Consider the following 13,930-nt stretch of genomic DNA (forward strand, 5'->3'; position numbering starts at 1 on the left):
TCGGATCTGCTGATGAGCCCACTGAACTCTATGGCGCGGGTGGGTGGTTCGTCCGCCCGGCCCCCGGTCCTCGGTGCTCCGGGCCTGGGGTGGATCGGGCCGCAAGCGGCTCGTCCACACCTTCCCCAACGCTGATGATTGCCTTTTGGATTTTCCGAGAGAGATATCAGTCGTAATCATCGGGCCTGTGCACAGTGTGGAGAACTCACGTCTTCGCAGGTCAGCGGGTTATCCACCGGTGATTCACATGTGGGCAACCGGGGTATAAACCGGGGTCCGCGTCCACAGTCGCCGACTCGACGGCGGTTGTCCACCGTTGTCCACCGGTTGTCCACCGGCTATCCACGGGGTTTGTCCCCCGGCCTGGGGATAACGCCGGGACGCTACCGGCTCGTCGTCCCCAGATCCTTCAACAGGAAATCCACACGCGTCCACAGGGTGTGGGGACAGATGTGACGCTGTGTGTCTGTCCACATCGATTTCCCCAGGAGTTCTCCACATCTGTGGGGAGGGGGCTCGAGGGGTTGTCCACCGCTGGGGATGAAGCCTGTGAAGTCCTGTGGATTGGTGTGGATAACGTTGGCACGAAACGGTCTCGTCGCGACGTTGACAAGGCGGGGATGTGGATGAGTCGTGGTCGGGGGTGGGGTGTGGGTGGGTCGGTCCGGGGTTAGTTGGCCCTCGGGGGCAGGCCTGTGGACGGCTGGCTTGGGTAGCGGAGGCGTGGCGCGGCTGGGCGGCTGAGCCGGGCGGAGGGCTGCCGGCTGGGCTGGGCGGATTGGGCTGCGCGGGGGTCCGGCGGCTGGGCTGGTCGCGCACCGGCCGGGCTCGCAGGCTCGCGGTGATGGCAGGCCGTCTATGCCCCGGCGCAACGTCTACGCCCGGGTGGCGGAGCTGGGAACTGGCTGGGCTTGCAGGCTCAGCGTGATGGGCGGCGCTGGGAACCGGCTGGGCTCGCAGGCTCGCGGCGATGGGCGGCGCCGGCCGACGGGGGTGTCGGGGTGCTGGCCACCAAGGTGGAACGGGCGGGACGGAAGGGCCGCTGGCTGGACTGGGCTTCTTGGCCGTGCTTCTTGGCCGCGCTTCTTGGCTGGGCGGAGGGGCCGCTGGATGGGCCGAGAGTTCGCTGGCTGGGCGGCTGGGCCGGGCAGATGGGCTCGAGGGCTGGGCCGGGCGGCTGGGCTCGGGGGCTGGACTTGGCGGCTGGGCTCATCGGCTGGACTGGACGGCTGGGCTCGGGGGCTGGACTGGGCGGAGGAGCCGCTGGCTGGGCTGGCTCGGCGGCTTGATTAGGCGAAGGGCCGCTGGCTGGGCCGGCCGGGTGAGCTGGCTGAGTTTGTCCGGCGGGACAGGGTCCAGCGGCGCTGGCGGCGGAAACCAGCTGGCTGGGTGAGTCGGCTTTGCCGTCGACTGGACCGGTCGGGCGCGGTGACGTGGCACGACTACGTGGCAGGGAGCGACGGCGGGCTGAGGCGGGCGCGCGGTAAGGCGACGTTCGGTGACCCGGGGCCGCAGACGGGGTCGGCAGTAGCGCCCGGCGCGAATGACTTGCGGGACGGTGTGGCTTGTGCCGCGGGACGTCATGTTCGGTGGTGCGCAGAGTCGCCCGGGTCGATGCAAACGGTGGCGGATCTTGTCCGTAGCGAGGTGGCTAAGAGGCGACCGCGCCGTCGCGGCCGGAAAGAGGAAATGCGCGATGGCCGCGGTGTCCACAGGCGGCGGGCGCGGTGGGGTTGAGGGGTGCGGTGGCGACGTGGCGCTCAGGCGGTAAGTGTCGGCGTTGGTTCCGCGGTCAGCCCGGCGGCGGGGTACGGCCTGGAGTGGCTACGGCCTGGCAGGCGTGAGGTGTTCGGCCACGGTGGTGCGGTTGGGTCGGTGTGCGGCCGTACCTTCGAAGTTGATGTTGCTCAGGGTTTGACGTTCAGGTGTTCTGCTTGATGCGGTTCGTCAACTCTGCGATCTGGTTGTAGAGCGAGCGCCGCTCAGCCATGTGTTGGCGGATTTTGCGGTCGGCGTGCATGACTGTTGTGTGGTCGCGGCCGCCGAAGGCTTGGCCGATGCGGGGCAGCGACAGGTCGGTGAGCTCGCGGCAGAGGTACATGGCGACCTGGCGGGCGTTGACGAGGACTCGGGAGCGGGAGTGGCCTCGCAGGTCCTCGAGGCTGACGCCGAAGTAGTCGGCGGTGGAGACCATGATCTGGTCGGCGGTGATCTCCGGGCCGGCGCCGTCGGGCATGAAGTCGCGGAGGACTTCCTCGGCCAGGGAGAGCTGCACTGAGCTGCGGGTGAGGCTGGCGAATGCCGTCACTCGGATGAGGGCGCCTTCGAGCTCGCGGATGGAGTTGGAGACTCGGCTGGCGATGAACTCGAGGACGTCGTCGGGGGCGTACATGCGCTCCTGCGCGGCCTTTTTCTGCAGGATCGCGATGCGGGTCTCGAGGTCGGGCGGCTGGATGTCGGCCAGGAGGCCCCATTCGAAGCGGGTGCGCATGCGGTCTTCGAGGGTGGCCAGCTGGCGCGGGGAGCGGTCCGAGCTGATGACGATCTGCTTGTTGGCGTTGTGGAGCGTATTGAAGGTGTGGAAGAACTCCTCCTGCGTGCGCTCGCGGTTCTCCAGGAACTGGATGTCGTCGATCAGGAGGATGTCGACGTCGCGGTAGCGGCGCTGGAAGGCTTGGGTCTTGTCGTCGCGCAGGCTGTTGATGAAGTCGTTGGTGAATTCTTCGGTGGAGACGTAACGCACACTGCGGGCGTGGCCGAGGGTGGTCGCGTAGTGGCCGATCGCGTGCAGCAGGTGCGTTTTGCCCAGCCCGGAGCTGCCGTAGATGAACAGCGGGTTGTACGCCTTGGCCGGGGACTCCGCGACCGCGACCGCCGCCGCGTGGGCGAAGCGGTTGGACGAGCCGATGACGAACGTCTCGAACATGTACTTCGGGTTGAGGCGGTTGCCGTCGTTGCCGCCGGGGCGGGCGCCGGGCTGGGCGCCGCGCATGTCGAGCGGGGTGCGGCCCGGGCCGTTGTCGCCGCCGTGGCGCATCTGCAGCGTGTCGTCGCGGCGGTCCTGGCCGATGAGGGCCGGGCGGTCGTCGGGGCGGCGCTGGTTCTCCCGGAGCTGGGCCGGCTCGGTGGCCATGCGGTGACCGGCCGCCTCGTTGGGGTTCTCCGGGAAGTGCGGAAGCTGCCGCGGCGGCTCCGCCTTCGGCTTCTTTTCCTCGGTGACCGAGGTTTTCACCGGCTCCGGGAACAGCGCGTCCTGGGCGTCGCGCGCCGCCGGCACGCTCCGGGGGAAAGGCGCCTGCGCCGACCCGGTCGGCGCGTCTTCCCGCTCATAGGTCTCGGTGTACGGCGTGGGCTGTGGATAACGATCCGGGTACGCCGGGGGCGGGACGTCCGCGTAGTGCGCGGGTGGCTGGGTCGACGGCTCGGGCGGCGGGCTGCCGTACACCGTGCCCGGGCGGCCGGAGCCGTCCTCAGGCGGGCGCACCGTCACGGCGACCTGGATCGGGCGGCCGAGCCGGCGGGAAAGCGCCTCGGTGATCGCCAGACGCAGCCGCGACTCGATCACGTCCCGGGTGTACGTGTCCGGCACCGAGAGCAGCGCGGTGTCCTCGACTATGGCGCGCAGGCGGGTCAGCCGCAGGTACGCACGCTGCTGGGCGGACGCGATCTCGTCCGCCAGCTCGTCCGTCGCCGCAGCCCAGACCCCGCCAAGGTCGACCGTGTCGGCCACCGCCGCGCCACCCCCATCGCCACCGTTGCCCGGTGGCCTTGTCCGGCTTCCGCCCTTGCCTGCCGTCACCCGTACGGGCGACGGACCGGCTCCCCCCAACCCAGCACATTCAACGTGCTGAACATGCACGGCGCCACCGGCTGTCCACAGGTTATCCACAACCTGTGCACTCGTCGGCGGTCGCTCCCCGGCCGGATGGTCGGCAGACTTCCTCAGAGCCTGTGCTGGCGCGGGAAAACAGGCTCACCGTGCCGAACGATTCACCGCCTCGTCGGTTCCTGCCGGGCCCGGCGGGAGCGGTATGCGAACAGCGCTGAAGACCAGCAAACGGGCACGCTAACAGCGCGCCCGTGTCCGCATCAACTGGCGGTACCCACCGCGGGGCAGAGCTGGCACGAGAAAATTCACTCCGTACGGCGTGAGTGACGAACCGTACCCCCCGTCGGCGTGCCGCCCCGGGGATGGTTGACCACCGCTGCACGCCTGCGTAGGGTCGAGCGGTTGCTCCGCCGCGCTCTGCTAAAGTGGCGTCTTGCAGCTGATGCCCCCTGGACGTAGTACGAAGACGGAGTTCTGACGTGAGCAAGCGCACCTATCAGCCGAACAACCGCCGGCGCGCCAAGACCCACGGTTTCCGGCTGCGCATGCGCACCCGGGCCGGCCGCGCCATCCTCTCTTCCCGCCGTTCCAAGGGCCGCGGCAAGCTGTCGGCCTGAGCCGACGCGGGCCGGGCCGGATGCCAGGTAGTCGTGCTGGCCGCTGCGCAACGACTGCGGCGTAGCACCGACTTCGCCGCAGCGGTCCGCGGTGGCCGCCGAGCCGGTCGCGGAACCCTGGTGGTCCATCTCCTCATCGATGAGCCGGCGCAAGCCTCCGAGGCGCGCGCCGGCTTTGTCGTGTCCAAGGCGGTGGGCAACGCGGTCGTCCGCAACAAGGTCCGCCGCCGGCTGCGCCACTTGGTGCGACCCCGGCTGAGCTCGCTCCCGCCGGGCGCGTCGCTCGTGGTCCGGGCCTTGCCCGCGGCCGCGACCGCCGCCTACGACAAGCTCGGCTCCGATCTCGACGCGGCCCTCGCCGCTGCGCGCGCACCGCGGCGGCGACGATGACACCGCTCGCCCGCCTGCTGACCGCGGGGATCGTCGCGTACCGTCGTTATGTGAGCCCGGCTCTGCCGGCTCGCTGCCGGTTCCACCCCTCGTGCAGCGCGTACGCCCAAGAGGCGCTCGTGAAGCACGGCGCGCTCCGTGGAACCGGCTTGGCGATCTGGCGGCTGCTGCGCTGCCACCCTTTCCACCCTGGCGGGTTCGACCCGGTGCCCGACCCGATCCGTCACCGTCCTGCCGATGTGACTGGAGCATGAATTGAGTCTCGACTGGATCTACTACGGCATTTCGTGGATCCTCCTGCGCTGGCATGCCCTGTGGGACACCATCGGCATCCCCGACGGCCCGGTGCTGGGCACCAACTGGTCGTGGATCCTCTCGATCGTCTTCCTGGTGGTGACGCTCCGCGTCATCCTCTTCCCGGTCTTCGTCAAGCAGATCAAGTCGCAGCGGGCGATGCAGGCCCTGCAGCCGAAGGTCAAGGAGCTGCAGGAGAAGCACAAGGGTGACCGGGAGACGCTCCAGAAGGAAATGATGGAGCTGTACCGCGTCGAGAAGGCGAACCCACTGATGGGCTGCCTCCCGATGTTCCTGCAGATCCCCGTCTTCCTGGGCCTCTTCCACGTCCTGCGCCGGCTGAGCCCGGAGAAGGACCCCACCCTGTACGGCTGGACCGCCGAGCAGTTCCACAGCGCGACGCATTCGGCCCTGTTCACCGCCCCGTTGCCGGCCAAGTTCGGCTCCTCCCCCGCGGAGCTCGCCGCGCTGAATGCCGGCAGCGGCGCCACGGTGAAGGTCATCGCCGGTGTGCTGGTTCTCATCATGATGGCGACGACCTACCTGACCAGCCGCCAGATGATCCTCAAGACCGGCTGGGCCGAGGACCCGCAGCAGAAGATGATCCAGCGCCTGATGCTGTACGGCATCCCGCTGTCCCTGCTCGTCTCCGGCTCGCTGTTCCCCATCGGCGTGGTCATCTACTGGGTGACGAACAACCTCTTCAGCCTGGCCCAGCAGCAGTGGGTGCTCCGCAAGTTCCCGCCGCCGCAGATGGCCGGCAGGTCCGGCGCCTCCTCGGCCCGCCCCGCCGCCGGCGCTACGGGCAAGAGCGGCCCGAAGAACCCGGTACAGCCCGCCGCCCGTGGCCTGTTCGGCCGCAAGCAGGCGGCGCCGGAGCCGCAGTCCCCGGTCGTCGACACCAAGGCCCTCGCCCCCAAGCCCGGCGCCAAGCCGGTCAACCCGAAGAAGGGCGCCAGGCCGGCGAACAAACCCAAGGGATGACGCAGCAGCGGCCCGGGCGACGACCCGGGCCGCGCGCGGCCCTCATGGGGGCGGCGACAAAGACCTCCCCGTACCGGCGAATGGACACCGCGGGTACGGGAAACAGCGGACCGAGCAGGTCCGGCCCGAGAGTACGGAGATGAGACCGTGACCGACACCAGCACTCCCAGCACCGAGGAGACGACCGCCGCCACCGCGGAGTCGACCGGTACGGAGGAGACCAAGAAGTCGGAGAGTGTGGCCTCCGACTCCGACCTGTTCCGGCAGAGCGAGATCGCCGCCGACTACGTGGAGGGTCTGCTCGACATCCTCGACTACGACGGTGACATCGACGAGCTCGTGTCCGCAGGCCGGCCGATGGTCGAGGTCGTCGGCGGCCGCCTGCAGCCGCTCGTCGGCCAGCGCGGCGCCACGCTGGAGGCACTGCAGGAGCTGACCCGCCTGGCGATCTTCCGCGCGACCGGCTCGCCCAGCCGGCTGCTGCTCGACATCGGCGGCTACCGCGCCACACGCCGCAAGGAGCTGACGGCGGTCGCGCGCAATGCTGTGGAGAAGGTCAAGGAGCACGGTGACGCGGTGCGGCTCGAGCCGATGTCGGCGTTCGAGCGCAAGTGTGTGCACGACGTGGTGAACGCGATCGCGGGTGTCGAGAGCGAGTCCGAGGGCGTGGAGCCCAACCGGCGGATCGTTGTGCGGCCGGCGGAATGACTGAACCACGCATGAGCGTGGGCGGCGACGGCTCGGGTGCTTCGGTGCCCGGGCCGTCTTCGTCTTCCACGCCGTCGTCTTCGTCGGTGTCGTCGTCCTCTTCCTTGCCTTCCTTGCCTCCCTCGGGTTCCTTGCCTCCCACGCCTTCCTCCCCTTCCTTGCCTTCCTCTCCTTCTTCTTCCTCGTCTTCGTCTTCCTCGGCGGCGGCTGCCGACTCTTCCTCTTCGGCGGTCTCCTCGGCGGCGTTCTCGGCGGGCTCCGGGGTCGATGGCTTGTCGGGCGTGCGGGACGCGTCCGGTCTTGTGGAGGCCGGGACGGGCCCCGTGGTCTCGCCGCCGGCCGAGTACCGAGCCGCCGCCGAAGCCGTCTTCGGTGAGCGTCTCGCGCTGGCCGGGCAGTATGCCGAACTACTCGCCACGGACGGTGTCGTTCGCGGCCTGATCGGCCCTCGAGAAGCACCCCGGCTCTGGGAACGACACCTGATCAACTGCGGTGTTATGTCCGAGATGATCCCGATCGGCGCTTCGGTGATTGACGTGGGGTCTGGTGCCGGTTTGCCCGGTATCGTGCTGGCAGTGGCCCGGCCTGATCTCACGATCACCCTGGTCGAGCCGCTGGCACGACGTACCGCTTTCCTGTCCGAAGCGGTGACAGCGCTCGGCCTCGACGCGACCGTCACGGTCGTCCGAGGGCGGGCGGAAGACCTCGCCGGTGGACCCCCCGCCCCCGCCGATGTCGTCACCGCACGCGCTGTGGCGCCGCTGGACCGGCTCGCCGGGTGGTGCCTGCCCCTCGCCGCCCTGGGCGGCCGACTCGTGGCGCTCAAGGGCGCCTCGGCGGAGGACGAGGTGGCGGAGCATCGCCAGGCGGTCGCCCGTCTCGGCGGTGGCGAGCCGGTCGTCCGGCTCTGCGGGGTCGGACTCATCGACCCGCCGTCCACAGTCGTGGAGATCGTGCGGGAACGCGACGTCGTGGCACCACGGCCGAAGCCGTCCAAAGGGGCGGCTGCCCCGGGCCGGTCCGCTGGAGAAGCCGGCGGGCGCGGCTCCGGGAAGAGGAGATCGCGGAGGAGATAGATGGCCAGGCGGGGCGCGCGGAAACGTACGGGGAAAGTTCCACGGCCCGCGCCCGGGGCGACTCCATCCCCGTCGAGGGTTGTGGCCGCGTCGTCTGGATCCGTGGGGGGCGAGGCGGCGATCGGCGGGTCGGAGCGCTTGGCGTCGTCGGGGCCTGTCCCTCAGGGCGGAACTGGCGCACCTGCCTCGGCAGCCTTGCCGACTGCCCGTTCCCCTCAGGCTGCGGTGGCCTCGCGAACGGCGTCTTCTCGGGTCTCGCCGACGTCGCCTTCCTCTCCGGCCGAGGTGGTGTCACCGGTTCCCGCTCCTTCCCCATCGGTCGCGGTGGCGTCGCCCACCGGCGCCGCTCGTCCTTCAATGGCGGTGGCCTCGCCTGCTGCGGCCGCTCGTCCTTCGATGCCGGTGGCCTCGCCTACCGCGGCCGCTCGTCCTCCGGCCGCTGTGGCCCGACCCACTACGGCTCCGTATCCTTCGGATGCGGTGGCCTCGCACGCTGCGGCCGCTCGCCCTGCGGCCGCGCTGGGTTCGCCCTCTGCGCCTGTGGACGCCGGGGCACCGCCGGTCGCTTCGTCTCCGCCGGTGGTGGCTCCCACGCCAGGCGGTTCCGGTTCACGCGTCAGCGACACAACGACCCCGGTCGCGTCGCGCTCGACCATCGCGGACAACGTTCCTAATGCGTCTCCTGCCACCATCCCGTCGCCGGCGCCTGCCCGCTCCGTGCCTCCCCCGCAACCTCCTGCCACCCCCTCTCACGGGCTCGTCCGTTCATCGGCTCGGCGGTCGGCTTCCGGACTTGGTTGGCCCGACTCTTTCCGGGCGTACGGCGGCAAGCTGCGGCTCGTACCCGGATTCATGGTCTTCGAGGCGCCCTCGATCCTGTCGGTCTGGACTCATCAGGCGGACAACCGTGGCGACGCTCGCCCGACGGCCGTAGGCTGGCCGCGCGTCGATAGTGTGGACCGGACGGCGGGCGCTTCAGCACCGCCGTTTCCTGCCGGACCGCACACTCGCGGTGCCGACTCCATCCAACCAGGCAGGGATAAAACGGTGCATGAGTATGGCAGGGGGCCCGACGGTGACCCCGGCTGGGACGAGGTTTCACGTGAAACCGATCCATACGCCGGCTCCGATCGGAGCGTGAGCCTGAGTGTGACCTTCAATAGTGGGGAGCAGAGCGTGCCTCAGCCGCGTGCCGGCAACGGGGGGCAGGTGTACGGCACGCCGGTGAGCCCCGAAGTCGCTTCGTCCGAACCACGGCGCCCCGCTCCCGCGCCTCGATCAGACTCGTCCGCGGTGCCCGTATCGGGCTCTGCCTCCGTACCGTCTGCTTCGGCGCCGAATTCGGCTCCACCCGCCGCGTCCGCCTCGGGCTCTGCGCCCGTACCGTCTTCTGTTATGAGCACGCAGCATGGCGGGGACTACGCAGCCCAGCCCACCTCGGCGCCCCCGGTTTCTGCTCCCCCGACGTCGGCGCCGCCGGCGCCCGGGTCGCCGGTCGCCGGATCGGCGGAGCCGACGACCAACGGGGCGACGGCAGACGAGCATGTTTCACGTGAAACGCCGAACCGGGTTGAGGACGATCCACCCCTTGCCATGGAAGCGTTGCGAGCTGTGCAGATTCTCAACCCGAGCGGCGAGATCACCATGCCGCGGCCCGATCACCCGCGGGTGCTCTGCGTGGCGAACCAGAAGGGTGGCGTCGGCAAGACGACCACGACCGTGAACCTTGCGGTGGCTCTCGCGCTGCACGGCAATCGTGTCCTCGTGGTCGACCTCGACCCGCAGGGCAACGCGTCGACGGGCCTGAACGTGCCGCACCACGCCGGCGTGCCCGACGTGTACGACTGCCTGATCGACAATGTGCCGCTCGCCGAGGTTGCGCAGCCCGTGGAGGGCATTCCCAACCTGTTCTGCGTGCCGGCGACGATCGACCTTGCCGGCGCTGAGATCGAGCTCGTGTCCGTCGTCGCGCGTGAGTCCCGTCTTGCACGGGCGATCACGGCGCACCCGGAGAAGTTCGACTACGTCTTCATCGACTGCCCGCCGTCGCTCGGCCTCCTGACGGTCAACGCGCTCTGCGCGGCGCAGGAGGTCCTGATCCCGATCCAGTGCGAGTATTACGCACTGGAGGGCCTGAACCAGCTCATCAACAACATCAACCTGGTTCGCCAGCACCTCAACCCCACGCTGGACGTCTCCACGATCCTGCTGACGATGTACGACCGCCGTACCCGTCTCGCCGACGCGGTCGAGCAGGACGTCCGCAATCACTTCGGCGCGAAGGTGCTCGAGGCGGTGATTCCCCGCAACGTACGAGTGTCGGAGGCACCCAGCTACGGCCAGTCCGTGATGACCTACGATCCGGGTTCGCGGGGCGCCACGAGCTACTTCGAGGCGGCACTGGAGATCGCTATGCGCGGGGTCAACACGGGAGGCACGGCATGAAGAACCGTCCACGGGGCGGCCTCGGCCGCGGCCTGGGGGCCCTGATCCCCACAGCGCCGGCGGCCGGCACCGCGGTCGCAACCGACACTCCGCCACCGGCAGCCGCGCCGGCGCCTACCCAGTTCACGGCGCCCGCGGAACCTTCGACACCCGAGCCTGCCGCCGCCACTCCCCCGGAACCGGCCCTCGCGGAGCCTGTCGACGACGGCCTGGCGCCGGTCCCGGGCGCACGTTTCGCCGAGCTGCCCGTCACGGCGATCGTGCCCAACCCCAAGCAGCCGCGGCACGTCTTCGACGAAGAGGCCCTGGAAGAGCTCAAGACCTCGATCCAGGAGGTCGGCTTCCTCCAGCCGATCGTCGTCCGAGACATCGGTGAAGGTCGCTACGAGCTGGTCATGGGTGAGCGCCGTTGGCGCGCCGCCCAAGCGGTCGGCAAGGAGACCATCCCGGCGATCGTCCGCGAGACCCGCGACGACGCCATGCTCCGCGACGCGCTGCTCGAGAACATACACCGCGCCAACCTCAACCCGCTGGAAGAAGCAGCCGCATACCAGCAACTGCTCGAGGAGTTCGGGGCCACGCACGAGGAGCTGGCACGGCGAATCGGCCGCAGCCGCCCGCAGATCTCGAACACCATCAGGCTGCTCAACCTCCCAGCCCCGGTCCAGCGCCGTGTCGCGGCCGGCGTGCTGTCGGCCGGTCACGCGCGGGCGCTGCTCGGCCTCGAGGACAGCGAGGCCCAAGAGCAGCTAGCGCTCCGCATCGTGGCTGAGGGCCTTTCGGTACGCGCAACAGAAGAGCTCGTATCGCTCGCCATCGCCGACGGCCCAGCCAAGAAGGCAACACCCACCCGACGGCCGAAGGTCCACGCACCGGCGCTGAACGATCTGGCCGAGCGTCTCTCGGACCGCTTCGACACCCGGGTCAAGGTCGACATCGGCCGGAACAAGGGCAAGATAACGATCGAGTTCGCGACGGTTGACGATCTCGAACGGATAGTGGGAATGATCGGCGTGGAGGACGAGGGCGCGGGGTCCTCGGAGTGAGTTCAACCCGGTCGGCCGGACGCTGACCGGCAGCCGCTGGCCGGCGGCAGGTACGAATGACAGAGGCACGTGAGACTGGCGGATCACGTGCCTTCTTCATGTCTGCCGTCAGGACGAACCTGGAACACCGATTTCGACGCCGACCTTGGGCGCGATCCGGTTCTGTCAGAACGATTCTCCTGGGATTTCGTCCCAGCCCGGTTTCCCCTGCCTTCTAAAATCTGACGCCAGATTTGGCCGTTTTGCGGCCGTAGTTCGACACTCGCTGACTCAGCACGACGCCAACATGAATGATGATCACTTTAGGGCGATGTCGGCTCGACGTTCGGAACTGGGCCGGGCGATGAAGTGGCCATGTCAGCGGCTTCGGCAGATCGACTGATTGCTAGTCTCGCCTAGCTCGACCCGGCGGCCGTTGGAAGACCTGAGGGCGACCTTCTGCCACTTAGGAACGCCTTGGCTTCGAAGCGCATCGTGCGAGCCGGCTGGCGCGATGGTGGTCAGCTGCAGCGGTCGCTGATCGTTGACGGTGGGGAGGCCCGGCCCGCCCGCAGCTTCGCCTCGTGACCGCCGTCGAGCACGATCGCATACGGACGCGCTACTTAGCCGTGCCGGGCTCGTAGTCATGGGCGACTTCGGCAGTGGCTGCGGGCCGCCTGTACTTCCGACCTGGCGAGGTGTGCCGGTTGTACTGTGACTACCACCTCTTGGCGCTCTCCCCGTGCGCATACCTCTGCGCCAATTCGCCGACTCCGTCACCGCCTAGTCCTGAGCGCGATCAAGCGCTCAGCCATCGGGTTCCCGTATGAACGGGCCGAGTAGCGAGCTCGAGAGGCTTCCAGCGGCGGATCCACAAGCGGGTGCTATCCACGCGGAGGGCGGCGAGTGGCAGAGTCCTCTGCCGAATGGGGTCAGGTGAAAAGATCGATATGAGGCCTGAGCGCCGCACTCATGATCGCGTGCTGCCGGTGTTCCTCCTTCGGTGCTGCAGCGGGGCTGAAACTGAGAGCCAGGCTGGAAGGCAGGGCACCATGGTGGCAGCGTTCGCGGGGAGTCGGCCCGAAAAGGAGCAGTGCCCGAGGGCGAGACGGACGTTCCGCAGACAGGGTAAGGACGCCCCAGTGGTGTGCGTCGGCGAGCTGCTCTCCGAAAAGGTGTCGCTAGTGGGCGTAGGCCGATGAGACGGGTCAGCGTGAACTTGTTTGGGCGAGCTCTTGCCTCAAATAGCCCGACTCACCTTCGTGGTCGCTTTCCAGCTCGCTAGGACTCGGATCGTCCTGTTTCACGTGGAACGCCGTGAAGGGTAGGTCCAGAGAAGGCTCTCATCTCGCCTGTCGGTGCTGGGTCATCGGGATCTGACGTGCTCTTTCGTGAACTGCTCTACTGGGAAGGCCGCCCCTCCTGGGGCCCCGGTCGTGTCTCGCCCGCCCGTGACCGTGCCGGACGCGCCGCCGCGCTCCGTGCGAGACAGCGCAGGCACGTTTCACGCATGCCAACAATGCGGCCGGAGTTGGCGTCTGCGGCGCTCTAGTGTTCCGGGTCAGTGCCACGCCGTTACGCGTCGAAACGCCGACCGCGTTCGAACGCTCGTAGACGAATGTCTGCAATGGCGGCTGCGGTGCGGGAAGCTACAGATGGCCTGGCCGTCGGCGTCAAAGTCCTGGGCGCGCCGACTGGGTGTCAGTGTTCGAGAGTCTCTGGCGTCTTGTCGGCGGATCGACGGAACTCCGGGCCGCGCGAACGCCACAGCTCGCGCGCTGCGTCGGGGCCGAGCCCGGCCCTCCAAGGCCGCCCCCGGTCGAGGCTGGGTAGTGGGCTTAGGAGTGGGAACGGTACAGCGGCGCCCCTGCGCCGTTTCACGTGAAACAGGCCGTCCCGTAGCAACGTTCGATGCGGTTCCTGCTCGCTGACCGGTCTTCCGCCTCGCAGATAAATGGCGACAGCTCTACCAAGGTAGCGGCGCGCCGGACGGCGGAAGACAGCGAACCGGCTCCGTCCCCGCTTACGGTGCCCGGCCAGGCGTCGAACGAGCACGCGATGCACGCGGACGCCCTAAGCGGCCACGGCACATCGTGCGCGCTGGGCACCTCCGCCCGGCCCACGACCCGGCCGCTGTCCAGATCAACGGGGCTAGGGCCGGGTCAGGCGACTTCGCGGAGACCCGAATGACTTGCTGACGATCACGGTTTGCCGAACATGCGCCGGCTGATCTGGGAGTCAACCACCGGCCCCAGCGAACGGTTTCACGTGAAACGCGATTTCGCTTGGGCGACCGCTTCGACACGGCGCTCGGGAGCCTCAGGCCGATCTGGGCTGTCGTGCGTCCAGCCGGTACGGGCCAAGTGTCGACGGAACTGCCGGGTCATGGCCGAGCGGGAAGGCCGGTGGAAGCCACCACTCCTATTAAAGGGCGTCGTCAGACCAGCCATCCGGCCGCTCATCATTTCGGTGGCGGTGGCGGTGGCGGTGGCGGTGGCGGTGGCGGTGGCGGTGGCGGTGGCGGTGGCGGTGGCGGTGGCGGTGGCGGTGGCGGTGGCGGTG

The 13,930-nt window shown here is 68.9% G+C and carries 9 protein-coding genes; 8 read left to right on the forward strand and 1 reads right to left on the reverse strand.

What is annotated here, in order from left to right:
* Window positions 1-1,921: 1,921 nt before the first annotated feature.
* A complete protein-coding gene (dnaA, locus tag AB0J80_RS26400; RefSeq protein WP_364709845.1) occupies window positions 1,922-3,730 on the reverse strand; it encodes a chromosomal replication initiator protein DnaA in 1,809 nt (602 codons plus the stop codon).
* 578 nt (window positions 3,731-4,308) lie between these two features.
* Here dnaA and rpmH point away from each other — a divergent pair.
* From rpmH to AB0J80_RS26440, 8 genes are all read left to right on the forward strand, one after another.
* Window positions 4,309-4,446 (forward strand): 50S ribosomal protein L34, encoded by a 138-nt coding sequence (gene rpmH, locus AB0J80_RS26405; protein WP_364709847.1) that lies wholly within the window; start codon window positions 4,309-4,311, stop codon window positions 4,444-4,446.
* Window positions 4,447-4,479: 33 nt separating this feature from the next.
* Window positions 4,480-4,836 carry a ribonuclease P protein component gene (gene rnpA, locus AB0J80_RS26410; protein WP_364709849.1) on the forward strand — a complete coding sequence of 119 codons (357 nt, stop codon included), beginning with the start codon at window positions 4,480-4,482 and terminating at the stop codon, window positions 4,834-4,836.
* On the forward strand, window positions 4,833-5,090 hold the full coding sequence (gene yidD, locus AB0J80_RS26415) for a membrane protein insertion efficiency factor YidD (protein ID WP_364709850.1): 258 nt from the start codon (window positions 4,833-4,835) through the stop codon (window positions 5,088-5,090). Before rnpA ends, yidD begins: the two co-directional genes overlap by 4 nt.
* 1 nt (window position 5,091) lies before the next feature.
* Window positions 5,092-6,114, forward strand: coding sequence for a membrane protein insertase YidC (yidC, locus tag AB0J80_RS26420; RefSeq protein WP_364709852.1), 1,023 nt, complete (start codon window positions 5,092-5,094; stop codon window positions 6,112-6,114).
* Window positions 6,115-6,261: 147 nt separating this feature from the next.
* A complete protein-coding gene (locus tag AB0J80_RS26425) occupies window positions 6,262-6,822 on the forward strand; it encodes a R3H domain-containing nucleic acid-binding protein (protein WP_364709853.1) in 561 nt (186 codons plus the stop codon).
* 302 nt (window positions 6,823-7,124) lie between these two features.
* The gene (gene rsmG / locus AB0J80_RS26430) at window positions 7,125-7,898 is read left to right on the forward strand and encodes a 16S rRNA (guanine(527)-N(7))-methyltransferase RsmG (RefSeq protein WP_364709884.1); all 774 of its coding nucleotides are present in this window, start codon (window positions 7,125-7,127) and stop codon (window positions 7,896-7,898) included.
* 1,395 nt (window positions 7,899-9,293) lie between these two features.
* Complete coding sequence (locus AB0J80_RS26435; protein ID WP_364709855.1) at window positions 9,294-10,343, forward strand: ParA family protein; 1,050 nt, start codon at window positions 9,294-9,296, stop codon at window positions 10,341-10,343.
* Window positions 10,340-11,389, forward strand: coding sequence for a ParB/RepB/Spo0J family partition protein (locus tag AB0J80_RS26440; RefSeq protein WP_364709856.1), 1,050 nt, complete (start codon window positions 10,340-10,342; stop codon window positions 11,387-11,389). Before AB0J80_RS26435 ends, AB0J80_RS26440 begins: the two co-directional genes overlap by 4 nt.
* Window positions 11,390-13,930 lie beyond the last annotated feature (2,541 nt).

The sequence above is a fragment of the Actinoplanes sp. NPDC049548 genome, assembly GCF_040676695.1.
Classification (GTDB): Bacteria; Actinomycetota; Actinomycetes; order Mycobacteriales; family Micromonosporaceae; genus Actinoplanes.